The 23,745-nt window shown below is 45.1% G+C and carries 23 protein-coding genes and 1 tRNA gene; 12 read left to right on the forward strand and 12 right to left on the reverse strand.

Annotation, left to right across the window (positions count from 1 at the left end; all coding sequences use genetic code 11):
• Positions 1 to 44: 44 nt before the first annotated feature.
• Positions 45 to 794 (reverse strand): Uma2 family endonuclease, encoded by a 750-nt coding sequence (locus QUB13_RS21020; RefSeq protein ID WP_333384295.1) that lies wholly within the window; start codon positions 792 to 794, stop codon positions 45 to 47.
• Between the two features lie 194 nt (positions 795 to 988).
• On the opposite strand from QUB13_RS21020, the gene cax reads away from it, so the two are divergent.
• Positions 989 to 2,086, forward strand: a complete 1,098-nt coding sequence (gene cax / locus QUB13_RS21025; protein WP_333384421.1) for a calcium/proton exchanger — start codon at positions 989 to 991, stop codon at positions 2,084 to 2,086.
• Between the two features lie 43 nt (positions 2,087 to 2,129).
• Here cax and QUB13_RS21030 read toward each other — a convergent pair whose 3' ends face one another.
• On the reverse strand, positions 2,130 to 3,791 hold the full coding sequence (locus QUB13_RS21030; RefSeq protein WP_333384299.1) for a DUF655 domain-containing protein: 1,662 nt from the start codon (positions 3,789 to 3,791) through the stop codon (positions 2,130 to 2,132).
• 191 nt (positions 3,792 to 3,982) lie between these two features.
• On the opposite strand from QUB13_RS21030, the gene QUB13_RS21035 reads away from it, so the two are divergent.
• Together QUB13_RS21035 and QUB13_RS21040 are read left to right on the forward strand one after the other, a co-directional pair.
• A complete protein-coding gene (locus QUB13_RS21035) occupies positions 3,983 to 4,387 on the forward strand; it encodes a DUF7682 family zinc-binding protein (RefSeq protein WP_333384302.1) in 405 nt (134 codons plus the stop codon).
• 54 nt (positions 4,388 to 4,441) lie between these two features.
• On the forward strand, positions 4,442 to 5,632 hold the full coding sequence (locus QUB13_RS21040; RefSeq protein ID WP_333384305.1) for a cysteine desulfurase family protein: 1,191 nt from the start codon (positions 4,442 to 4,444) through the stop codon (positions 5,630 to 5,632).
• 610 nt (positions 5,633 to 6,242) lie between these two features.
• Here the strand turns inward: QUB13_RS21040 and QUB13_RS21045 are convergent.
• Positions 6,243 to 6,313 (reverse strand) — tRNA-Cys (locus QUB13_RS21045).
• 185 nt (positions 6,314 to 6,498) lie between these two features.
• Here QUB13_RS21045 and cpdA point away from each other — a divergent pair.
• The 3 genes from cpdA to QUB13_RS21060 all read left to right on the forward strand — a co-directional run bounded on the left by cpdA (position 6,499) and on the right by QUB13_RS21060 (position 10,164).
• On the forward strand, positions 6,499 to 7,278 hold the full coding sequence (cpdA, locus tag QUB13_RS21050) for a 3',5'-cyclic-AMP phosphodiesterase (RefSeq protein ID WP_333384308.1): 780 nt from the start codon (positions 6,499 to 6,501) through the stop codon (positions 7,276 to 7,278).
• Between the two features lie 431 nt (positions 7,279 to 7,709).
• The gene (locus QUB13_RS21055) at positions 7,710 to 9,188 is read left to right on the forward strand and encodes an alpha-amylase (protein ID WP_333384311.1); all 1,479 of its coding nucleotides are present in this window, start codon (positions 7,710 to 7,712) and stop codon (positions 9,186 to 9,188) included.
• Between the two features lie 199 nt (positions 9,189 to 9,387).
• Entirely contained in the window at positions 9,388 to 10,164 is a 777-nt protein-coding gene (locus QUB13_RS21060) for an SDR family oxidoreductase (RefSeq protein WP_333384314.1), read from the forward strand.
• A 41-nt stretch (positions 10,165 to 10,205) separates the two neighbouring features.
• On the opposite strand, the gene cofG is transcribed toward QUB13_RS21060, so the two are convergent.
• Complete coding sequence (gene cofG / locus QUB13_RS21065; protein WP_333384317.1) at positions 10,206 to 11,156, reverse strand: 7,8-didemethyl-8-hydroxy-5-deazariboflavin synthase subunit CofG; 951 nt, start codon at positions 11,154 to 11,156, stop codon at positions 10,206 to 10,208.
• On the opposite strand from cofG, the gene QUB13_RS21070 reads away from it, so the two are divergent.
• The 3 genes from QUB13_RS21070 (at position 11,146) to QUB13_RS21080 (ending at position 13,852) form a co-directional block, all read left to right on the forward strand.
• A complete protein-coding gene (locus tag QUB13_RS21070) occupies positions 11,146 to 11,343 on the forward strand; it encodes a hypothetical protein (RefSeq protein WP_333384320.1) in 198 nt (65 codons plus the stop codon). The two genes, cofG and QUB13_RS21070, sit on opposite strands and share 11 nt — an antisense overlap.
• A gap of 171 nt (positions 11,344 to 11,514) precedes the next feature.
• Positions 11,515 to 12,597: a photosystem II q(b) protein gene (gene psbA, locus QUB13_RS21075; RefSeq protein WP_333384322.1), complete on the forward strand. Its 1,083-nt coding sequence runs from the start codon at positions 11,515 to 11,517 to the stop codon at positions 12,595 to 12,597.
• Positions 12,598 to 13,111: 514 nt separating this feature from the next.
• Positions 13,112 to 13,852, forward strand: coding sequence for a GerMN domain-containing protein (locus tag QUB13_RS21080; RefSeq protein ID WP_333384325.1), 741 nt, complete (start codon positions 13,112 to 13,114; stop codon positions 13,850 to 13,852).
• Positions 13,853 to 14,014: 162 nt separating this feature from the next.
• Here the strand turns inward: QUB13_RS21080 and QUB13_RS21085 are convergent, their stop codons facing one another.
• The 4 genes from QUB13_RS21085 to efp form a co-directional block, all read right to left on the reverse strand.
• The gene (locus QUB13_RS21085) at positions 14,015 to 14,191 is read right to left on the reverse strand and encodes a hypothetical protein (RefSeq protein WP_333116699.1); all 177 of its coding nucleotides are present in this window, start codon (positions 14,189 to 14,191) and stop codon (positions 14,015 to 14,017) included.
• A gap of 108 nt (positions 14,192 to 14,299) precedes the next feature.
• Positions 14,300 to 14,659, reverse strand: a complete 360-nt coding sequence (locus tag QUB13_RS21090) for an ArsR/SmtB family transcription factor (protein WP_194011574.1) — start codon at positions 14,657 to 14,659, stop codon at positions 14,300 to 14,302.
• A 65-nt stretch (positions 14,660 to 14,724) separates the two neighbouring features.
• The gene (accB, locus tag QUB13_RS21095; protein ID WP_333384330.1) at positions 14,725 to 15,267 is read right to left on the reverse strand and encodes an acetyl-CoA carboxylase biotin carboxyl carrier protein; all 543 of its coding nucleotides are present in this window, start codon (positions 15,265 to 15,267) and stop codon (positions 14,725 to 14,727) included.
• 185 nt (positions 15,268 to 15,452) lie between these two features.
• Positions 15,453 to 16,010, reverse strand: coding sequence for an elongation factor P (gene efp, locus QUB13_RS21100; protein ID WP_333091714.1), 558 nt, complete (start codon positions 16,008 to 16,010; stop codon positions 15,453 to 15,455).
• Between the two features lie 381 nt (positions 16,011 to 16,391).
• On the opposite strand from efp, the gene QUB13_RS21105 reads away from it, so the two are divergent.
• The 3 genes from QUB13_RS21105 to thiL all read left to right on the forward strand — a co-directional run bounded on the left by QUB13_RS21105 (position 16,392) and on the right by thiL (position 19,232).
• Positions 16,392 to 17,513: a peptidylprolyl isomerase gene (locus QUB13_RS21105; protein ID WP_333384335.1), complete on the forward strand. Its 1,122-nt coding sequence runs from the start codon at positions 16,392 to 16,394 to the stop codon at positions 17,511 to 17,513.
• Between the two features lie 234 nt (positions 17,514 to 17,747).
• Positions 17,748 to 18,062: a hypothetical protein gene (locus QUB13_RS21110; RefSeq protein WP_333091710.1), complete on the forward strand. Its 315-nt coding sequence runs from the start codon at positions 17,748 to 17,750 to the stop codon at positions 18,060 to 18,062.
• A gap of 174 nt (positions 18,063 to 18,236) precedes the next feature.
• Complete coding sequence (gene thiL / locus QUB13_RS21115) at positions 18,237 to 19,232, forward strand: thiamine-phosphate kinase (protein WP_333384338.1); 996 nt, start codon at positions 18,237 to 18,239, stop codon at positions 19,230 to 19,232.
• Positions 19,233 to 19,357: 125 nt separating this feature from the next.
• Here the strand turns inward: thiL and QUB13_RS21120 are convergent, their stop codons facing one another.
• The 4 genes from QUB13_RS21120 to QUB13_RS21135 all read right to left on the reverse strand — a co-directional run.
• Entirely contained in the window at positions 19,358 to 20,815 is a 1,458-nt protein-coding gene (locus tag QUB13_RS21120) for a hypothetical protein (protein WP_333384341.1), read from the reverse strand.
• Complete coding sequence (locus QUB13_RS21125; RefSeq protein ID WP_333384344.1) at positions 20,802 to 21,077, reverse strand: hypothetical protein; 276 nt, start codon at positions 21,075 to 21,077, stop codon at positions 20,802 to 20,804. The genes QUB13_RS21120 and QUB13_RS21125 overlap by 14 nt, the downstream gene beginning before the upstream one ends.
• Before the next feature lie 208 nt (positions 21,078 to 21,285).
• Positions 21,286 to 22,131 (reverse strand): Rpn family recombination-promoting nuclease/putative transposase, encoded by an 846-nt coding sequence (locus QUB13_RS21130; protein WP_333384348.1) that lies wholly within the window; start codon positions 22,129 to 22,131, stop codon positions 21,286 to 21,288.
• A gap of 25 nt (positions 22,132 to 22,156) precedes the next feature.
• Positions 22,157 to 23,745, reverse strand: a 1,589-nt coding sequence (locus QUB13_RS21135; protein WP_333384350.1) for a CHAT domain-containing protein, incomplete at its 5' end; no start/stop codon positions are given.

Raw genomic sequence — 23,745 nt, forward strand, 5'->3', positions numbered from 1 at the left:
TAACTAATAACAATTAACTCATGATTTAGGGGTCATCGAAGCTCCTAAATGCGATCGGGATCTACTCCTAATTCTCGCAACTTCGCCGCCAATCTTTCAGCCCGTTGGCGCTCCACCGCAGCTTGCTGCTCCAGTTCCTGGAACCGAGCTTGTTCTGCTTTAATCAACCCTTCAACTAATGGCGGAGACAGTATTTCATTCACTGATAATGTCAGATTGGGAAATACTACAGATACCATTTGTTGCTCCGCCCTAAAATCAGTCTGGGTATAGATGTCTTCCCCTTCAGGAAAGGCTAAGACTCGCACCAATTCTTTGTTAGGTGTAGGGTCAACAATGATATATTCGGGCACGTTAGCTAGTTCGTACTCAGCTCGTTTAATCACGTAATCGGCGCGCCGATTTTGACTCACTACCTCTATCACTAACAGGGGCTTTTCCTCAAAATCGAGGATACCAGAACCTGGTCTAGCAGCAGCTTGTTCCAAAAGACTATGAGTGCAAACAACTACATCAGGAATCCGAGAAGTATCTTCTTCTGTTCTTACTCCTAAACCTGTTTTTGCTACTAAATCAAGATTGTGTTCAGCTAGGTAACGCTGCAATTTGTAAACTAAATATTCGCAAATTTTGATATGTAAAACTGTTGCGGTTGGCATCGGAATTAATTTGCCTTTGTACAGTTCATATTGTAGATCGGAATCAGTTTGATAAAATCGGTATTCTTCAAAGGTTAAGGTGGGTGAAGTATCAATTTGCTTTGATTTAACAACTGGCACTACAGATTGAGACATATCTTTTCACCGATGTCGATATAATTCTATTATATTCAATCTGCCTCGATCTGCGTGGATTTGCGGTTAAAAATTCCCAATTATCGATCGCACTCGCCACCAGAATTGTCAGAGAATAGTTGAATAGTGTAAAATCAATTTTGCGATCGCCCCGATCGCTCGATTTCACGCTTCAATACACCATCCGACACCCTATGTCAATCAAAAAAATTCTTTCCATAGCCCTGTTAGTTTTCATCCCCATTTCCATCGCCGCTGAGTATTTGCACTGGGGTTCCCTCACAGTTTTCATCACATCCGCTTTAGGTATTATACCTTTGGCGATTTGGTTGAGCACAGCAACAGAAGAAGTGGCGATCGTCACAGGGCCATCCATAGGCGGCTTATTAAATGCAGTTTTTGGCAATGCTACGGAATTAATTATTGCCATAGTTGCCCTCAAAGCCGGCTTGATTGACATTGTAAAAGCCAGCATCACCGGCACAATTATCAGCAACTTGCTATTAGTTATGGGATTGTCCATGCTGCTAGGAGGACTAAAGTACAAAGAACAAGAATTTAAGCCAGTCATCGCGCGGGTGAACGGTTCCACAATGACTCTAGCGGTGATTGCAATTCTGCTGCCGGCGATGGTGATTTACACCTCAAACGGAGTGGAACCAGCAGCCATTCAGAATCTTTCCTTAATAACTGCGATCGTCCTAATTGCAGTTTACGCCCTAACTCTGCTATTTTCCTTAAAAACTCACAGCTATCTTTACGATGTTGGGTTAGTCGAACTAGAGTCAGAAAATCCTCAAAATACCGATGAAACTACAGCGCACAAACCGAATTTGTGGCTGTGGGTAGGGGTGTTAGTTGCCTCAACTGTTGCCGTTGCTTTTGAATCAGAAATTTTCGTGGGCGTTGTCGAAGAAACTACCAAAGGATTGGGATTAACACCGCTGTTTACAGGGGTTATTCTGTTGCCGATTGTGGGCGGCGCAGCCGAATATGTAACTGCGGTGGGAGTTGCGATGAAAAACAATATGGATTTGTCAGTTTCTGTCGCGATGGGTTCGAGTTTGCTAGTGGCTTTGCTGGTGGCGCCGATATTGGTGATTATTGGATTAGTGATTCATCAGCCGATGGATTTAAACTTTAGTCCGTTTGAAGTAGTCGCAGTTGCGATCGCGGTGACAATAGCTAATCTAATCAGTCTCGACGGGCGCTCTAATTGGCTGGAAGGAGTGCTGCTTTTAGCAACGTATATTGTGTTAGCATCGGCATTTTACTTTCACCCCATTACTTGAATCAATCATTGTCGGTAGATCTTGAAGATGCGACTAAATCGTTTTAAAATGTGACTAAATCGCGCCATTTGTCTGCAGTCTTTCTTCCGACTCCTTGCAACCTTTCGACATCCTCCCAAGACTGAAAAGGCTGCCTTTCTCGCGCTGCAATAATTTTTTCCGCTAACTTCGGGCCTACTCCCGGTAAGGTTTCTAATTCTTGCTTAGTGGCTGCATTCAAATTAACTAATTTTTTCCCTGCAATTTGAGGTTTAGCATTCGCAGATTTTGAGGCTGCTTGTAGTGAATCGCATTCTTGTTTCTTAGCGTCGATTTTCTTTTTGATGCGGTGGGGAATTCCCAAGATTGCACCTTTGTAAAGCCGATCGAACTCCCGCTCAAAATGGGCCGCAACTGTCGGACTCTCGATCGCCAGCAACGTCTCATCATTCCCGTGATTTGCAGCCTCACTCCAGTTGTGAGAACCTGTAAGCACGGTATTTCCGTCGATAACGCCGAACTTGTGGTGCAGGCGATCGCCCATTGGTAACAGCGGCACCCCCACCGTAGTCAGCGGCTTTCTCCACGGGCGATTGTCCGCTTCCCAGCGGCAATCTTGCATAAAAGTCGCCCCCATCATGTCTAAACCTTCGCTGTAAGGGCGATAAATGAAATTTGAGTCAATCAAACCTCGCACCGCAACACCCCGCCTAGCGGTAATTTCCAGAGTATTTGACAACCGCTGAGCCGAAAATACAAACAGTGCCAAATCCACTGACTTTTTCGCACTGCCCAAGTTTTTGTTAATCAAACTGTTGACGCTATTTTCCCAAGGCAAAGTCGTAGTTGTCGGCGAGAATTGCACCGCAACAGTGGCATTTCCTACTATTACTTTTTGGACATAACGAAACGGTTTTTTGATGCCAAATTTGCTGTCCGGTTTACCTCCTGGCCCGTCGCCCCACATGATGTTAAATTCTTGAGTAAATATTTTTGCTAATTCAGGGCTGGCAATTTTTAATAAATTGTTGGCATTGCCGCGACTTGCTGCTGTTTTGAAATCGCCGTGGATATCGCTGGTTGTAAAATTAGCAGAAGTTACGATTACTGTTTTGTTATCAATAACTACAAATTTGTGGTGCATCAAACCGCTGCCTTTACTGCCGTCAGCAGTATCGTCAATGACAGGAATTCCCGCATTTTTGACAATTACTAAAGCATCGTTTTGTTTGATTTCTTCCGGGCTTAATTTGCCGTCTTTATTGGTATCGGCAAGTTGGACGAATTCGTTGTAACGATCGCGATCTCGTTCGGGTAATTTCGCTAATTCTAGGGTTGTATAATCGCTCCAAGGGCGTGTATACAGATGTTCGACTATTAATCTGACTTTAATGCCCGATCGCGCGCGATCGGCCATTTGTCGCGCAATACCGGGCAAGCGAAACTCTTGAACCGCAACATCTACCGTCGATCCAGCACTGGCTACTGCCTCGGCGACCAACTTTTCTAAATCATCCCCAGGTCTAGTTTGCGCGCGGTAAGGCTCTGTATAATTAGAAGTGAGGGACTGATTGAAGTATACTTGCAACAAGGCGTCTTGAGGCAGCGGAGGCAGACTCGGAGGCAAATTCTGCACCTCTTGCTTTGGTTGTCCGCAACCCGCCAGAGCGATCGCCAGCAGTCCAGCACAACACAAACCGAGTAAATTATCATAAAGTACAGTCACAAAATTTTAAATTTTATTGAGGTTATAGGCTTACCCACAATTCAAACATATTCGATAAAGTCAACTTAGAACCTATAAATTTTATGAAAGGGAATAGATTTTACGTCTTGTAGAACTGCCTCGATGCCGGAAGCATCACTGGTAGGGTAGCAGCATTCAGGGGCGTGGGTCAAACCCGATACTGCTGCTTTATGGCTAAAAGAAAAACAATTTTTGATTGCGGTCACAAAGGATATGGTAAAGCGTGCCATCGCTGCACGCAAGAGTTGGCAGCGCAGCAGCAATATGTTGAAATGCTGGCAGAAAAACAAACCAAAAAACAAGAGAGGGAAGCATCATTTGCTAAAGATGCGATCGATCTCAGAGGTCTACCCGACCATGTAGTTACTAAAGCTCGCGCAATTATAGCAGCTTTGGGGGAAAATAAGAATTACAGAGATTTCGGCGGCAAACGCCTGCGTCACAACCGATGGATTGTGAGCATTCCTGTAACACGCAACTACAGAATGCTTTGTGAAGATTGCGGGACTTTCTTAATCCCCCAAAAAGTTTTGTCCCACGAAGACTACAATGTCTGTAAACCTGGGAGTCATTAGTCATTAGTCATTAGTCATTGGTCATTAGTCATTAGTTATTCGTTCTTTAAAATTATGCAAATTTATCTCGACTATAGCGCTACAACGCCGACACGCCCAGAAGCAATTGATGCTATGCAAAAAGCCCTAACTCAATATTGGGGAAATCCTTCTAGCTTGCACGAATGGGGACAAAGGGCGGCCACTGCTTTAGAATTAGCTAGAATGCAGGTTGCTAGCCTAATTAACGCACTACCAGAATCGATAATTTTTACTTCCGGCGGCACTGAAGCGGACAATTTGGCAATTATGGGAATTGCCCGTCTTTATACAAAGCCGCAGCATATCATTATTTCCAGCGTAGAACATTCCGCAGTCGCAGAACCGGCGCGACAACTCGAACAGTGGGGATGGGAAGTAACGCGATTACCGGTGGATAAATTGGGGCGAATTCACCCCTTGGATTTGCAAGAAGCATTGCGATCGAATACAGTGTTAATTTCGATTGTTTACGGGCAAAGTGAAGTTGGCACGCTGCAACCAATTGAAGCATTATCACAAATTGCCCGATCGCGCAATATCATATTTCATACCGATGCAGTTCAAGTAGCCGGGAAACTGCCAATAGACGTGCAGAAATTCCCCGTAGACTTGCTTTCGCTTTCGAGTCACAAACTTTACGGGCCGCAAGGTGCAGGCGCGCTTTACGTGCGTCCGGGACTGGAATTAGCGCCAATGTTGGGGGGGGGCGGACAAGAGTTGAAACTGCGTTCAGGGACGCAAGCGCTGCCCGCAATCGTGGGTTTTGGAGTGGCGGCGGAGTTGGCTTTGCAGGAAATAGATACAGAAACAGCGAGATTGATTGAATTGCGCGATCGCCTTTTTGACAAATTAGCCCACATACCCAGTTTAGTACCAACGGGCGATCGATATAACCGACTGCCGCACCACACCAGTTTTTGCATTGTCTCCCCCCAATGTAGCCCTTACCAAGGAATAGATACAGGGCGAATCACAGGAAAAACTCTCGTGAGACAGCTAAACTTAGCAGGAATTGGCATAAGTTCCGGTTCCGCTTGCAACAGCGGTAAACTAACAGCAAGCCCAGTTTTGTTAGCAATGGGATATAGCGAAAATGATGCTGTTTGTGGAATTCGCTTGACACTGGGACACCAAACAACCGAAGCTGATATTGATTGGACAGTAATTGCGATCGGGCAAATATTAGATAGATTAATGCCCAAAGTAGCATTGTGTAGGAATTAGAAACAATCTCAGAAACCTGGTTTTTTCCAATATCTTCGCCTCTCACTAAAAATTTTCGCAAAAACCCGGTTTCTCGCCACACGCACAATCTCAGAAACCTGGTTTTTTCCGATATCTTCGCATCAAATCGAATATCTTGGCAAAAACCCGGTTTCTCGCCACACGCACAATCTCAGAAACCTAGTTGTAAGGATTTAGGTCAAAAAAACTTCAGTGACAAAAGCTGGTAAAATAGGCGTTGCTGAATTAGAGTATGAACGGCTAAATATACAAATCCCAAAACTATTGTTTACAAAGATTCTGGATTTTTGTAAACAACAGTTTTGATCTCCTGTTCGGTCGATTGACCGATTTAAATCAGGTTCGTATAGCGAACTAAAGTCCGCACGCGCGATCGAATGGTTTTTGCTATTAATCTACCGGACGCGATCTCATACTCCGATCGATCAACGTGACATTTCTCCTATTCATAGTTTAATTCAGCAACGCCTTAAATCGGTATTAATTCTCGTGTTTGATTGTAGTGGATTGTGTGTGATATACACTTCGTTACAATCCCGAAAACCTTCCAAATTGGCAGTTTAGAGCTTGTGTAAACTAATAAAAACAAAGGCGGCACCCAGATTTGAACTGGGGGTGGAGGTTTTGCAGACCTCTGCCTTACCACTTGGCTATGCCGCCGTTACGTCAGAAAATTGACGTTATACGATAATACACCAAATCCTGATTATTTCAACATATCTTTCAAAAATTTCCATCGCCCGAAGTTCGTTAGCGAAGCCCTCGAAGAGGATCGCCCCCACAACCCCATCCCAGGCTAATCTATAAATAGCTCGATCGCCTCCGCTTCGCCCGCAACAGCAGCCATGACAACAGTTTCTCCCATCCGAGTCGCCCAAATCACCGACACTCACTTGTTTGCACACATCGATCGACAATGGAAAGGGATTTCAACAGCCCGCACCCTCGAAACAGTTCTCGATCGCCTGCAACAGATACAGCCGCCGCCAGACTTACTTTTGCTGACAGGAGATTTATCCCAAGACGAAACAGCCGAATCTTACGAACTCCTGGCCTCCTTGATTTGCCCCCTCAACATCCCCGCTTACTGGATACCTGGGAATCACGACAACATCCCAGTTATGCACCAAATATTAGATAACCCGCCTATTTCCCCAGAAAAATCATTTCACTTGGGAAACTGGCAGTTTCTGCTGCTTTCGAGTGTCGAAGCCGGATGCGACGGCGGGCGGCTTTCCCCGGAGAGTTTGGATTGGCTGGACTCTCAACTGCAACAAACGGGCGATCGATTTGTTACGATTGCTTTGCACCATCATCCGCTGGCGATCGACTGTGAAATCATGGACAGCATGATGCTGCACAATGCCGCTGAATTTTTCGCAATTGTCGATCGATATCCTCAAATCAAAATCGTTCTTTGCGGCCATATTCACCAAGAATTTCACCAACAGCGAGGCGGAGTTTCCTACTTGGGCACACCGAGTACCTGCATCCAACTGTTACCCAAAACCTCTCCGATTGTCCTCGACACCATCGGGCCCGGATTTAGATTGCTCGAATTGGCGATCGACGGTACTTGGGATACTAAGATTGAGCGAGTAGCCGGAGAACCTGCAAAATCTTGATATTTGACAGTTTAGAGGTCGTTGTGCGATGACCCAATCGAAGAATTATCTTATTTCCCGTAAAATAACCGTTACCAAGTTCGATCGTTCGGACTTGTGTGCGCCTCAAAACTCAGAAAACAGAAGTCCTCACTACCAACCATTTATCCTCACTGCAAACCGATTTAATAGTCTGCGTTCAAGGTGACATGATATCAAGCAGGTTTGCGATCGTACAATCACAAGTCCTAGAACATATTTTTTGCGCTGTTACATATGCTAAAAAATATTTGTAGACAATATACAAAATTGTCAATCTGTCAAAAGATATATTTTATTATTCATTCATATATTTTATCATTTGTAATGACCGTAGATTGCAGAAATAGCGAGAGCGATCGGCAACTAACAACAATAGATCGGGCAACTTTAAAACACAGGAAAAACTTAATATGTCTGAAGTCAATGGCGTCATGATGCAGTATTTCCACTGGTACACCCCCGATGACGGAAACCTGTGGAATCAGCTAGCCGAATCAGCAAAAGATTTAGCTAAAATTGGCGTTACATCTCTGTGGTTGCCACCCGCTTATAAAGGAACGGGCGGCGGTATGGATGTGGGCTATGGTGTCTACGACTTATTCGATTTAGGCGAATTCGACCAAAAAGGGTCAGTACGCACTAAATACGGTACAAAAGATGAGTATTTGCGCGCAATCAAAGCTGCCCAAGATGCTGGAATTCGGATTTATGCCGATGTTGTCTTCAACCACAAATTAGGTGCCGATGCCCAAGAAGAAGCCGAAGCCACACCCTTCAATATGGATAACCGGAATGCCACCGTAGGCGAATATCAAAAAATTAAAGCTTGGACGCATTTTACTTTCCCAGGCCGCGACAAAAAATATTCCAGCATGGAGTGGCATTGGTGGCATTTTGACGCTATTGATTACAACGTTTACAACACAGAAGCCAAGGCAGTTTACTTGCTAAAAGGCAAACAATTTGATTACGGAGTAGACTTAGAAAAAGGCAACTTTGACTACCTCATGGGTTGCGACTTAGATATGGACAACCCAGAAGTCACCGGGGAATTAAAATACTGGGGCGAGTGGTACGTAGATACAACAAACGTTGACGGATTTCGTTTCGATGCCGCCAAACACGTAGCAGCCGAATTTTTCCAAGAATGGTTGGAACACGTCCGCAACTATGCCCAACGCGACCTATTTGCCGTCGGCGAATATTGGTCTTACGAAGTGGAAGCTTTGCACTACTTCATCCAAGCAACGGACGGTAAAGTATCCTTATTTGATGCACCCCTCCACTATAACTTCCACGCTGCTAGCAAGGCCGGCAACAGCTACGACTTGCGAACAATTTTTGACGGCACCCTCGTTCAACAGCAACCCGCTCTAGCCGTTACTTTGGTTGACAACCACGATTCGCAACCCTTACAATCTTTAGAATCAGTTGTCGAGTCTTGGTTTAAACCCCTTGCCTACGCTTTAATTCTACTGCGGAGTGAAGGATATCCCTGTATTTTTTACCCGGATTATTACGGCGATCGCTATAAAGATACAGCAAATGATGGCAATGAATACGAGATTTGGTTAGACAAACATCAGTGGATTCTAGATAAATTGCTGTTTGCGCGCCAAACCTATTCCTACGGCAATCAATACGATTACTTCGACCATGCTAACACAATTGGCTGGACGCGACTAGGAAACGAAGAACACCCTGGTGGCATGGCTGTGGTACTAAGTAATGGAGGCGATGGCACTAAGTTTATGGAAGTCGGACAGCCCAATCGAACTTATATTGACATCATGGAACACGTCAAAGAACCCATCGCAACTAATGACGATGGTTGGGCAGATTTTAGGTGTAACGCCGGTTCAGTTTCTGTCTGGGTTCCGCAGCAGTAAGCATGACCGTAATCTTGACGGAATCCTCTGTCTAAAGTAGGGTGCGCTAGGCGCACCTTACCGCTACAATTATCGCAGCAAACAAATTTTTACTTAGCTGTTTTTGATGACTCAAGCCTATTCGTAGTGATGACTTCAGTCCTATATCTCTATACTTATATTTATAAAAATCTCCCCCAAAAAAATTACATAAAAAAATATGAAACTTGCAGAAAAAGTTGCCGTTATTACCGGCGGCGGGTCGGGAATTGGTCGTGCCGCAGCAATTTTAATGGCCAAGGAAGGCGCAAAAGTTGCTATTATCGATCTAAGTTTAGAAACGGCGCAAGAAACAGTCCGCAAACTAATAAATGAAGGAGGCAGCGGGCTGGCAATTGCCGCAGATGTGGGTCATTCTGGGCAAATGCAGCAGGCATTTCAAACAATTTTTGACGAATATCAAAGAATTGATATTGTGTTCGCCAATGCGGGGATTAACGGTATCTGGTCGCCGGTAGAAGAGATAGGACTCGATGAGTGGGAACAGACAATTAACACCAATCTGACGGGAACATTTTTGACTGTAAAATATGCAGTTCCTTATTTAAAAAAACAAGGAGGTTCGATTGTGATTACCTCATCGATTAATGGCACCAGAAGCTTCAAAAAAGTTGGCGCTACAGCTTACGCTTGCAGCAAAGCTGCCCAAGTAGCTTTAGCAAAAATGCTGGCGCTAGAACTTTCTCCAAGTCACATCAGAGTCAATGTTATCTGTCCGGGCGGGGTGCTGACTGCGATCAATGAAAGCACTGTTAAGCGCCATCTCGATCGCATTCCAGTTGACCGTGATTGCCTTCAAGATATGATTCCTTTGACTGATAATACCGCTGGTTCCAGCCTAGATATCGCGAAATTAGTGTTATTTCTCGTATCGGATACCTCCAGTTTTATCACGGGTACTGAAGTCTGGATTGATGGCGGCGGTTCTTTGATTTAAAGTCTCAATCAGTTTACAGTTAACCGTTAACCGACTAATGACTAATGACTAACTCTCCATTTTTTAACAGCATTTTGCAATGTCTGCGGCAGCCAGTCATCGTACTGAGGATAAACAGGCAAACGTTGCACGAGCTGCCATCCGGCTGCTGCTAAAATTTCTGTTAAAGTTTGATGTTGCAGGTGAGGATAATCGGGATTAACTTCATCTAATGGCCCGATTCCGCCTAAATCTGTCGCACCGGCTTCTAAACAAGCCAGCAATATGTCCGGCTGTGAAACTAAATTGGGCGGGATTTGCAGGGAGATTTCTGCAGGTAAAATGCTGCGGGCGATCGCAATTACTTGTGGCATTTTTGTAGCATCAAAAACTTCACCGTCCCAACTTTGCTGATTTCCGGGGCTGTGGGGCTGGAGGATAACTTCTTGAATGTGATTGTAACGGAAATGAATCCGGGCGATCGCCTCCAGAGTCTCAATCCAATCAGCCTCGCTTTCCCCGATTCCCAACAGCAAACCAGTCGTAAACGGAATCTGTAATTCCCCAGCCCATTCTAACTGTTGCAGCCGCAGCGCCGGCACTTTACTCGGTGCGTGTCGGTGAACAGTTTGTAACAAATCGGGGGACAACTGTTCTAGCATCAGCCCCATTGAAACATTCACCTGTTTTAACTGCGCCATCTCCTCAAAGCTGAGCGGCCCAACATTAGTATGCGGCAAAAATCCGAGACTAAGTGCCAGTTCGCACAAATCGTAAATCCGCTGAAACCAAGCTTTTCGCCGTTGACTATTGGGATGTACTTCGCCGCTGAGGATCAGAATTTCAATTACACCTTGAGGAAGCAGCAACTCAAGCTGTGTTTCGGCTTCTGGGAGTGTCAGCCAAGGACTTTGCAGCGGTTGGGCCCGAAAATTGCAATAGGTGCAGCGGTTGAAACACTCGTAGGTGGGAACCAGAGTATAAGCGGGGCTGTAGGTGACGGTGCGGGACATTCCTTGGGATTTTGAGCGATCGGACTCGATCGACAACTATATATATAAGTGCGAGTTTTGCGGTTGGCGATCGCAAAACTTCATCTATCTTAACACTCACGCCAGTCCCGAATCGCCTTGCCAGCTAGATTATGAAGATTATTTTTTTCGTGCGATCGCCTGCAAACTCCGAACTCTGCTTTATTAAATCCCCACACAGCAAGCATTAGAAGATAAAATAAGATTTAATTATATTTAATATAAGAAAAACTGTAGTTAAAAACCCTTTACAAACTGAAATAAAAGGTTTATGTTATATACATGGCGGAACAAAAAGCCGTCACGAACATTGAAAACCAAATAACGCAATCATAAATACATGACAGCCACCTTACAGCAGCGCGAAAGCGCCAACCTGTGGGATCAGTTTTGTAACTGGGTCACCAGCACCGACAACCGCATCTATGTAGGTTGGTTCGGCGTCCTGATGATTCCTACACTACTGACAGCCACAATCTGCTACATCACTGCCTTCATCGCAGCCCCTCCCGTAGACATCGACGGCATCCGCGAACCTGTTGCAGGTTCCTTGATGTTCGGTAACAACATCATCACAGGTGCAGTTGTTCCTTCGTCTAACGCTATAGGTCTTCACTTCTACCCAATCTGGGAAGCAGCTTCCCTCGATGAGTGGTTGTACAACGGCGGCCCCTACCAATTGGTAGTATTTCACTTCCTGATCGGCATTTTCTGCTACATGGGTCGTGAATGGGAACTGTCCTACCGCTTAGGTATGCGTCCTTGGATTTGCGTAGCTTACTCTGCACCAGTTGCAGCAGCAACCGCAGTATTCTTGATCTACCCAATCGGACAAGGTTCATTCTCAGACGGTATGCCCTTGGGTATCTCCGGTACATTTAACTTCATGATCGTGTTCCAAGCCGAGCACAACATCCTGATGCACCCCTTCCATATGTTGGGAGTAGCTGGTGTCTTCGGTGGTAGCTTGTTCTCCGCCATGCACGGTTCCTTAGTTACATCTTCTTTGGTTCGCGAAACAACTGAAACCGAGTCGCAAAACTACGGTTACAAATTCGGTCAAGAAGAAGAAACCTACAACATCGTTGCAGCCCACGGCTACTTCGGTCGTTTGATTTTCCAATACGCTTCTTTCAACAACAGCCGTTCCTTGCACTTCTTGTTAGGTGCATGGCCAGTAGTAGGCATCTGGTTTACCGCTTTGGGTATCTCCACGATGGCTTTCAACTTGAACGGTTTCAACTTCAACCAATCGATTATCGACTCTCAAGGTCGTGGTATCAATACCTGGGCTGATGTGATCAACCGCGCTAACTTGGGTATGGAAGTAATGCACGAGCGCAACGCTCACAACTTCCCGCTCGACTTGGCTGCGGCCCAAACGACTCCCGTAGCAATGGTTGCTCCTTCTATCAACGGCTAAGTTTTAGCTTTTGATTAACAAAAAGCGCTCCTAGAAATAGGGGCGCTTTTTGTTTGGAAATTTTTTTTTTGACCTCATTCTTGCTTAGACGTTTTGCACTCATTGGCTTTCAATTAGTGAATTATTTGCGTTCATCTGTGTCTTTCGGTTGAACTCTGCGGTTAACAGATCGAACTATTTATGGAAGAGGTCTCTTCTATCCGTTGAATCCGTTAAATCGGGGTTCGCGCGATCGTTGCCCGACTTTCTTTCATGCTGGAATTTTTTACGACTACTATAGAATATAGCGGCGACTAGGCCGATCGACATACTGTGACATACTCCACGCGCGAAACCTCATATAATGGTCTAGGGTTCCAATAGTCGGATTCAGGATATGTGAGACTTGCCGTAAAGAGTTCGCTAGCAGCAATGCAATTGTGTCAATTCCAGAATCTAACCACAGACAAATGTAGCCGATCGGGAGTCGCTCCTCACCGTCCGAAGCACTCTATCTGTAAGGAGGATTTGTATTATGAAAGATGGACCAGAAGTAAGCCGCATCTCCACAGCAGTCATTGCCGGTGTTTGCGGGTTCGCTTTAGCAGCGGGAGGGGGTATTGCCTTGTGGACGGCGAACCGTTCGCCAAACTCCGCAGAGACGCACTCCTCCGCTCCGACTACCGCTCCGGCGCTGTCCCCAACTCCTGCAGAATCCCCTGCTGTAATTATTCCCGTACCTCCTCCCAATCCTGTTGAGGTGCCGCAGGCTCAGACTCCACAGACTCTGCCACAGCAGGCTCTGGTTTCCAAGTCGCCACAGCCAAAGCCTTTGCCGGAGGCTGGTGCTCCAACAGTCCAAGTTTACTGGGTTAAAGGGGCCGGTGGTAAATTTGAAGCAGTTCCTACGAAAGTAGCTGTCAAACCTGCTGACGAGCCTAATACAGCTTTAGAAGCTGCTTTTAACAGTTTGTTGGCTGGGCCCAAGGATGCAACTGTTTATAGCGAAATTCCCCAGGGGACAAAACTCCGCAGTTTGAGTGTCAAGAATGACGGAGTTTATGTCGATTTGTCGGCAGAATTTACTTCGGGCGGAGGCAGCACTTCGATGACTGGCCGGTTAGGGCAAGTTATCTATACGGCTACGAGTTTAAAACCGAATGCTAAGGTTTGGATTTCGGTGGATGGCAAGCCTTTAGAACTTTTGGGTGGCGAAGGTTTGGAGGTTGCTCAGCCGAGTACCCGCCAAAGTTTTGACAAAAATTTTCCTCTTTAAAAATTAGGAGTCATTAGTTATTAGTCATTAGTGCTGTCCCCGCTTGCGAAGATCATCGATCGGAATGAAAAAAGTAGGGATTGATAACTGATAACTGATAACTGATGATATTTTTATATTTTACAAAAAATAATATTTTCTGAGTGCAGTGCGATCGTGCAGCTAAGTGTCCCGCTCGTTTGTCAGATATAATTCCGCCGTTACCGGATTTGATATAACTGATGGCTGGGGACTAATGAGGTTTGCTATTGGGGGGCGATCGCACTTGTGACTAATGACGTTAACTGGTGGCTTTCCCAGAGCCTGGAAACCCATGTAAGCGAGCCAGAGCCGAACCATCTGCCATGCTCTCGAAGAGCATGGTAAGGAATAGTCCTGCAAATCCTGCAAGGATTGCTGTAATGACTAACAACTAAGGACTAAGGACTAACAACTAACAACTAAAAACTAATTTTTAGTATTTGATGTCAGGCTAAATGCTCTAAAGTGCAGGGCTTGCTCTTCGATCCTGGTAGCAAGCCGATCGCACACCATATTGCACAGCTCAAAAATTAACTCGTCCTGCACCTTATAATAAGCTGAAGTCCCTTCGCTCCGGCGAGTGAGGATACCAGCTTGCACCATAAGTTTGAGGTGCTTAGAAACATTGGCTTGACTCGTTTGAGTAGCTTCCACCAACTCTTGCACGCATTTTTCGCCGTCGCGAAGCAAGTTCAAAATTCGTAAACGCATTGGTTCGCTCAGGATGCTGAAATACTCAGCAACTTGTTGCACAACCTCTTGCGGGACAGGCTGGGATGACTTCATCAAACTCACCGGAGAGAAGCGATTTGGAAATATTAGGATTTATTCCATAACAATAAAGTAATCTTTCAATCCGGATTAATTCGCATCAAAACTTGACCGTATTCGACAGGTTCCGCATTTTGGACTAAAATTTCCATCACTTGACCGGACACTTCATCAGCATCAATTTCGTTCATCAGCTTCATCGCTTCGATAATACAAACTGTCTGGCTGACTTTGATCCGATCGCCCACATTGACAAAAGGTGGCTCATCGGGGCCTGCAGCGCGATAAAAGGTTCCTACCATCGGCGAGATAATTGGCACCCATTTGGTATCGACAGGAGGAGAAACGGCAGCAGAAACGGCAGCAGGGGGATGAGCCTGAGCCGCTCCTGAATTTTCGCCAACAGCATCCGGTGATGCCACAGTGGAGCTACTAGCAGCACCCAAGGCGATCGGAGCGATTGTCGCAGCAGCAGGGAGCGCTGCAGCGGTGCTTGGTTCGCTGGCTAGAATGCCTTTGCGTACTGTCAGTTCAAGCTCCCCACTTTTTAACGTCAGTTCCGAAATGCCTGTTTTGTCTAAAACAGTTAGCAATTCGCAAAGCTGGTTTAAGTCTAATTCCACAGCAAATTAAAGGGTAATTGAGAATTGATAATTGAAAATTAGGAATCCGGCGCAGCCAGGAAACTCACCGAGTTTGGAGATAAAAGGGATAGTTTTTAAGCTTTGAGCGATAAGTGTGGAATTTTTAGCTATTTAACTTAAAACTCTAAAACCCGAACTCAAAACTCCCTTTTCCTCCGTCGTTTCTACTCTCGACCGAGGTACTTGTCTTCACGAGTATCAATCCGAATCCGTTCTCCAATCGAAATAAATAGAGGCACCATAATCTGAGCGCCCGTGGAGAGGATGGCGGGTTTGCTGCCACCGGTGGCAGTATCTCCTTTGACTCCGGGATCGGTTTGCGTCACTTCCAAGACGACAGAGTTGGGCAGATCCACTTCCATGATTTGGTCATTCCAGCGAAGGATGCTGACTTCCATTCCTTCAGTGAGATATTTGACACGATCGCCTATTTCCTTAGCACTGAGGCGACTTTCCTCGTAAGTTTCCATATCCATAAAGACAAACTGGTCGCCTTCTTTATAGGTATGCTGCATCGAGCTCTTTTCGAGATTGGCTTGAGGCATATTCTCCCCAGCCCGGAAAGTTTGTTCTACTACGCTTCCTGTTTGGACGTTTTTTAATTTTGTCCGCACAAAAGCTGAGCCTTTTCCTGGCTTAACGTGGAGGAATTCGATAACCCGCCACACGCCGTTATTCCATTCAATTGAAACACCTGTTCGGAAGTCGTTACTGGAAATCATATAAAAAATTTTTGCGGGCAATCCCGTCGCCGGAGGGCACGGGGGAACTACAGTCAGTCGATTTTAGATTTGCCATTTTTCGATTTGAGATTTACTGGTGGCTGAGTGAGTCACCAAAGCAGGAACCTCGGTCTAAAATGTTCGATCTCTCCACGACAGGAGTCTGGGGATTGTATCAGTTTTTGAGCAGTGTCAGCTTAAAGCCGCAGTCTAGCCGACGGCATCAAAAAGCAATTGGCATTTTATTTTACCGTTGAAAGGGAGCAACTTCTGTACCGAAAGCTAAAAAGCTCTCTCAGGAACGAAGTTTGGGAACGGATGTAACGGTTAGAAGGCGGGCAGCGCTGTGGGAAGATAAAAGAGGCAATAAAAGTTAAAGTTATGTTGCATTTGCAGAATTTCTCGATCGATAGGTGCAAGCGCTTGGTCAAAACCGTCGCTTTAGCACTCCTGCTGTTCTCACTCTCCCTGAGTTTCAGTGAAGTATCCCATGCCAAACGCCCCAGCAGTATGCCTGCGGGGAATGCGATTACCGACGGCCGGGCGCTGCTGCGCTTAGCTTTACCGATTGACAATCAGACTGTGCGAGAATTGCAAATCAGTCTCGAAGATATTGGCAACCACATACGTTCTAAGCGTTGGGGGCCCATTAGCAGCGATGTCAGCAAGGCTTCAAGGATTCTCAACCTGCGGGAGTCAGATATTTTAGCGAGTATTCCCGAGGCGCAAAAGCCGGAAGCTGAGGCGCTAGTCGTGCGAGTCAAGGAGGGAGTTGCCCAACTGGAAAAGGCTGTTGAGGCTAAAGACAGGGAAAAAGTGATTGATTTGAAAGCCACAATCCTCGGTTCGGTAGGCGAAATCCAAGAGTTGATGGTGACAAAGTTTCCGTTTGAAGTACCGGCAAAGTATGCTAATCTGCCTCAACTGAAAGGGCGCGCTACTGTGGCTGTGGAAACTCAAAAGGGGAAAATGACTCTTGTGGTTGACGGTTACAGCGCGCCGGTGACTGCTGGTAATTTTGTGGATTTGGTCGATCGAGGTTTTTATGACGGTTTATCGTTTATTCGATCGGAAGAATCCTATGTTTTGCAAACTGGAGACCCCGAAGGCAAGGAAGTGGGTTTTATTGACCCAGCTACTGGCAAATATCGGAATATTCCGCTAGAAGTGCTCGTTAGAGACGACCAAGAACCTGTTTACGGGATTACTCTAGAAGATGCGGGGCGCTATCGCGACGAACCTGTTTTGCCTTTTTCGGCTTTTGGTACTGTGGCGATGGCTAGGGAAGAAGCCGAGCCCGACAGCGGTTCTTCTCAATTTTTCTTTTTCTTGTTTGAACCTGAACTTACGCCCGCTGGTTTGAATCTGTTGGACGGTAGATATGCTGTTTTTGGTTACGTGACTGAAGGAAAAGAGGTTTTGGAGCAACTGAAGCAGGGAGACAAGATTGTATCTGCTAAGGTGATTAAAGGTAAGGAAAATTTAGTTCAACCTCAAGTTTGATCGGCACGCAAACAAAGACGGCGATTTAAATCGCTAGCAACGCGATCGCACAAACAAAGCCCGCTTCTGCGGGCTGCAAGAATCAATTAAGACGGTGATTTAAATCGCTTCTACAAAAACAAAGCCTGCCTCCGTAGGCTGCAAAAATTTATTAGATAAGTAGAAGTTGAATTAACATCATTATTTCATTTAGTTTTATTCAGCGTTATTCAAACTCGCAATGCAATCGATTTTATGGCAATTTTAGAATTTTTATTGGTAATTGGTTTGGGCGGATTCGCAGGCTTGTTGATTGTCAATAATCTGAATGAAAGCAAGCAAAAGCGACAGTTGGATGAGGCTTTTTATCAGTTATTGGAAAATCAAAACAGTCAGATGTCGCTGATTCAGTTGGCCGCCAGCGCTAGGGTGGAGGCTGAAGTTGCTCAGGAGTATTTAAACCGGCAAGTTAAAGTTTTTTCGGCTATTTTAGAAGTGGATGATGAAGGAGATACTTTTTATCGATTTCCTAGGTTGCGCTTGCCGCCGAGTTCGGGTAAGGAATGGTAAGAAGAAGGAAGAAGGAAGAAGGAAGAAGGAAGAAGGAAGAAGGAAGAAAGGTTTAGTTATCTAGCGCCGTGAAGTCAGAAGAGATACACAGTAAGCTTGAGTGGGAGTCATATTTTATATTTAATTAAGTGGATTTATTTAAAGTGCGAAAGTTCGATAGACTAATTGCTAATTATGAAAGTTAAGGATATCGGAGAACAAGGTCTTTTAAGCATACTGCAAAAATTCTGCCCCGCCGAAATTGTGGGAGATGATTGTGCGGTACTTCCGACAAATCCTCACCAATCTCTGGCGGTGACGACGGATATGTTGGTGGATGGTGTGCATTTTAGCGATCGCACCACAGGCCCTTATTATGCAGGCTGGCGCGCCGCAGCGGCAAATTTGTCGGATCTCGCGGCAATGGGAGCAACCCCTCTGGCGGTGACGGTAGCCCTGGCTGTGAGTGCGGATACGGCTGTGGATTGGGTGGAAGAGTTTTATCGGGGGATGACGGCTTGTTTGGAAGTTTATCATACGCCGATCGTCGGTGGGGATGTGGTGCGATCGCCCGTGGTGACAGTTGCGATTACTGCTTTTGGACAAGTTGAGTGCGATCGTACCATCTGTCGGTCTAATGCGCGATCGAATTGGGGGATTGTGGCGACTGGCGTGCACGGAGCCTCCCGCGCGGGATTAGAATTGTTGTTGAATCCAGAATTTGGACTCAATCTGGAAAATGGCGATCGAACTTCTCTAATTCTCGCTCATCAGCGGCCTAAACCGAGACTGGATGTTTTGCCGGTTGTTTGGGAAATTTTAGATGCTGCGGGTGAATTTTCCATCGCCGGAATGGATAGCAGCGACGGTTTAGCTGATGCGATTGTGCAAGTTTGTCGGGCTAGCGGTGTGGGTGCAAAAGTCGATCGCACGAAAATACCAATTCCCCATAGTTTAAGCGAAATCGTATCTACTGAAAAGGCTCTGGATTGGGCGTTGTACGGCGGCGAAGATTTTGAGTTAGTGTTGTTTTTGCCGATCGCCCGTGCTAAGCTATTGGTCGATCGAATTGGTGATGGTGCTGCGATCGTGGGAATCACTACCGAAAGCAAGGATATTTTGTTGAGTGATAGCAGCGGTATTTGTCCTGATGTGGGCTTAAAGATCGATCGAGGATTTCAACACTTTTGAATTCTCTCTTATTTCTTAGTCCGCGGAGGCGGACATCGTTTGTGTAGACGCGGTTTCAACCGCCGAGTTTTTCTTTGTATAGACGCGGTTTCAACCGCCGAGTTTTTCTTTGTATAGACGCGGTTTCAACCGCCGAGTCTTTCTTCTGCCGCTTCCTGTACAATATCATTAACTGGTGGACGTTGGGAATCGGGCAATCTCCGAGGTTCAGACTTGCGCCGAAACCATCTCAAATGATTAATCTTCCACGCACCATTAATCCAGCCCATCAATCCAGAAACCAGAATTACAACCAAAAGACTCAACAACAGACTAGCTACAGCCGGATGAAGCACATCCCCTTTTTGAGGTATTCTGAACACTAGGGGTGTCTGGATATAATTTGAAACCGCAGACACCACAAGGCCTCCAGCCCCTAATCCAGTACCCCATATTTGAATAGTTCTTTCTAAAGAGCGATCGATTTCTGCTTGTTCGATATCCACAATCCCCGCTACCAAATCCACCGCAATCTTAATCAAATCAGTACCATGTTTAAAATAGCCTAAATCGCCCTGAATTTGTCGTTGAAAATACGGACAACTTCTCTCAATAAAAAAATTAAATGCGCTCAATTTATCCGTTGAAAATTGCCATTTATAAGAAATCTCAGACAGTTGTTCCTGATAATTGTAAACATGAATATTTATCGTATTATTAAAATCTTCGAGATATTCTAAGGCTCTTTCATAATTCAAACTTTCTCCCAGTAACTCTTTTAGTTTGATTTTGAGATAGGTTAAAGACTTATCTAGATTAACATTTTCCTGGGAATCAACATCATTGTTCGATTCAAACTCAGCGATTTTTGTTTGTAAGCTAGCGATTGTCACCTCAATTTCTACATATAGTTTCTTAAGTAAATCATAATTGCTGCGGCTATCCAGAAAAGCTTTAGTGATTTTATGGCGGTAATAAAACAGTTCAAACAAAGGTTGAATAATTTGCCCTAATTTGTCCTCAATATCATCATCAACCAGAGAAACAAAGACTTGCAGTTGACTTTTTATCGAACTATACTCAAAAATTGGAGAACCCAGTAACTCAGTATCGCGGTAAAAAGGTGGACGCACAGATGCTTCGGGGAACAGATTCTTTAAACATTCATCTGCAACTTGGCGGATGGAATCTTTGGTTGGATATGAATCAGTTTGTAATTTGTAGGTAATAAAAATAGTCTGTCCTAGCCAATCTTGATAATTATCAGAAATTAGGAGATTATTTTGATTAAATTGTTGTAATTCTGTAATTTCTAGGCTTTTATTTTCCTCGGTTTCTGGGCTGCCAATTCTCGCTAAAATGCCTTCGCTATCCTCCAGAAGGCAAAACTTAAAAGAACCATCAATTTTATCGGAATGCGAGAATTTTTTGACTTTAGTGAGGGGATAACCGAGGTTGGCTTGGGAAAAAATTATCTCTTTTTCTGGGCTAAAATGTTGCCAGATACTATTAGCCCAAGTCCAGATTGAGTTAGCTTTGGTTTTGCTTTCCTGGCTGAGTTGGTAGCTGTAGATGTAGATTTGGGGATGGTCAATTTTTAGCATCGGCTTTGTCAATGCGTTTTTTCAAGCTTGCTTCTAGCTTTTTGATGTCGGGATAGGTATTGACGATTGTTTCATAACCGGGCGTGGCTTCTGCTTCTACATCATCGAGATTTTTTATGACCAGATTTTTGATGGCATCTCTAACATCTTTAAATTGTTTGTAGAGTGTATTTATAGCATCTTCTACAGTATCATTATCAGCACCAGATTCTGCTAAAGGGAGAACTTCGGCGAGCAATCTTTCGATGAAAGGGGGAGTCAAAATTGCCGGGGCGGTGGTAATGGCGTTATAGATTTGGGACTAAATATCGACTTCGTTCATAATTTTATCTCACAAATGGATGTTGTTTGAATGAGCAATTAGGCAAGTGTCACACTTTGATCGACTTGTAAAGTGCGTCAGTCTTAGGTTGGTCGAAAAATCAGGGTTTTCGCAACTGACGCACCCTACTAATTTTAGCGTAGTTTGATTAATTTTGCTCGGCTTGTTCAGCTTGTTCTTTTTGAGATTCGGCGATAGTCGCTGTTACTTCAGCTAGGGGTAAGTTAAAGATTGTAGCAATATCTTCTGTAGTTAATCCTCGACCAAACAGTCTGAACATAGCAACTTTTTGTCGCTGTTTTTCAACTTGTACTTTGGCTTCTGCTTCTGCTTGTCCTTCTGCAAAAACATCTTGATAAAATCGGGTTTGTTTTAAGTCAGTTAGGCTAAACATGGCGGCAACTTCCTCTCTGGTTTTTTGGGGTAATTTGTAAACAATGATGGTTTCTAGTAAGTTGATGAAGTTTTTTCTGGCTGTGGTATCCGATATTTCGGTTTCGGCTTGTCTGGCTAAATCTATGGCAAAGTTTTCGGCGGTGTTGTCTGGTTCGATTACCAGTTTAATCAATTTTATGGGTAGAGATGCTGTTTCTGATGCACTTAGTTCATTGATGTAAATACGGGTGATTTGTGGGAGGGCGAGCATTTCCTGAAAGTGGATGTTGCTTTGTCTTTCGGTTTGCCGATTTGGGTAGATGACTACCAATTGCCAAGGGTGCGGCGGTTGGTATTGTTTGAGATAGATGAATAGTTCGGCAAAGAGACGGTAGTAGAGAGTTGGATCTGGTTGAAATTGGACTTCTACAACGTAGAATGGTAGTTGATGATCGGGAATAATTGGTAGAAATAAACCGTCTAGGCGAAAAGCTAATTGTTTGACTTCTTGGGATGTAAATTGGTATTGGTTGGCACTCTCGGCGGGTATGCCCAAAAGAGCAAAGAATACAAAGGGGAATTCTTGGAAAATGTTGTAAAATATGCTATCGGTTTTCATCGATTAAATTAAATCTTTCCTGGGATTATAAGCCTATCGCACAAAACGCTCCCCAATGATAAACATCGCCATAGGGTTGTTCGTCATCATTGTAGCCTTTTAATTCCTTGAGGATCGGTTTTTTTCTATCGGCCTCGAAACTGTCCGATTCCTGCACCCATGATAGCAAATCGGAAGTCGCGGCAGACTTAAACCAGCGCTGGGTATCGTGGAGGGCTTTACCGATGCTCACTCCTGGTTTGAGCAATTCATAGAATTTTACCATCATCAAGGCGGTGGAGAGGTCGTTGACAGCCCAAAGACTGGCTAGGGTTCCCATTGCTCCCGCGTGGATAAATCCTGTCGGTAATCCAATATAATCGGAGCGATTGTTGGTGTCAATTAGCGCGGTTTCGCAGGCGGAAAGCACGACTAGGCGGCAATATTTGAATTGCAGTAACAAGATATCTGCTAATGTCAGGCATTTGTTAATGTCGGCTGTTTTGCCGTCGCGCCATTCCACGTAACGATTCGATTCATCTAAATCCGATCCCGCCCTCGACTGGGAATCTCCGCCGATGATGCCGCCAGACAAGATTAAAAACGATTTTAGGGGATCGTCGGGATTGAAGGAGCCGTGACAGGAAAAGTGCGCGCAGTGGGCGTTTTCTAACTGTTCTAGATACTTTTCTAGGAGATTTGTTTTACTCGCTTCATCGCCGGGGAGAATTTGACTGAGCGCGAATTTGGGGGCGATGCTGGCGACTTCTAAATCGGTGTAGCGCAGATCGGAGGTGGGGTTTTGCAGGGCGAGGAGTTGGTCAAAATTTGGGTGGATGGTAATCTGTTGCAGGAGTTGGCAACTGGGGCTGTATTGAATGCCTTCGAGGTATTTATCTAATAAGAATTCGCCGTCACTTAGGGGTAGGGCGTGGAGGGGGAACAGGTGCAGCAACCAGTGGGGAATTAGGATTAAGCTGGTACTTGATGGCGGCAGAATTGTGGTGATTTCGAGGATATCTGCGAGGCGCTGGAGATAGGTAGCAAGTTGTTTTTGCCAGTCGGTTTTGCTTACTATGTAGTTTGCCCGGTATTCAGCAACTAAATCGGTTAATTCATCCCATTGACGGTGGCGGTGCACTGTCAGCACGTCGGGGTAAGTGACGACAAAGGTGATGATTTCTTCGTTGGTGATGTACCACTCAATGAGGGCGGTGTTTGGGGTGAGGAGTTGGGTGATTTCGCTGAATGTGATGGGTTCTAGGGTTTTGGGGATTTCCTGTTTCTGGGCGATTACTTCTGCAAGGTTGCGGGCTTTGTTGGCTTCGGCATATTCTAGTGCTTCTTGGTTGCTTTCGCGATCGAGACATACCTGCACCATACCCATGTAAAGCCTATCCCACTGCAAGTCATGTTTTTGCTTGGTTTCATTTTGCGATTCCAACTTCCGCAGTTGGGCGGCGACGGTTATGGCATTTTTAAAGGTATCGTAGGCACTTTGGAGAGTTGCTGCTTTTTGGTTTGTGTCTTCTGGTTTTTCTTGGTTGATGTAGTTTAGTTTTGCGAGATAATCCCAGCCCAGGTTATTTAATGTTAATACATTATCGATCGGGAAATCCTCAAGGGTACGAACAG

Source organism: Microcoleus sp. B4-D4 (assembly GCF_036705185.1).
GTDB lineage: Bacteria > Cyanobacteriota > Cyanobacteriia > Cyanobacteriales > Microcoleaceae > Microcoleus.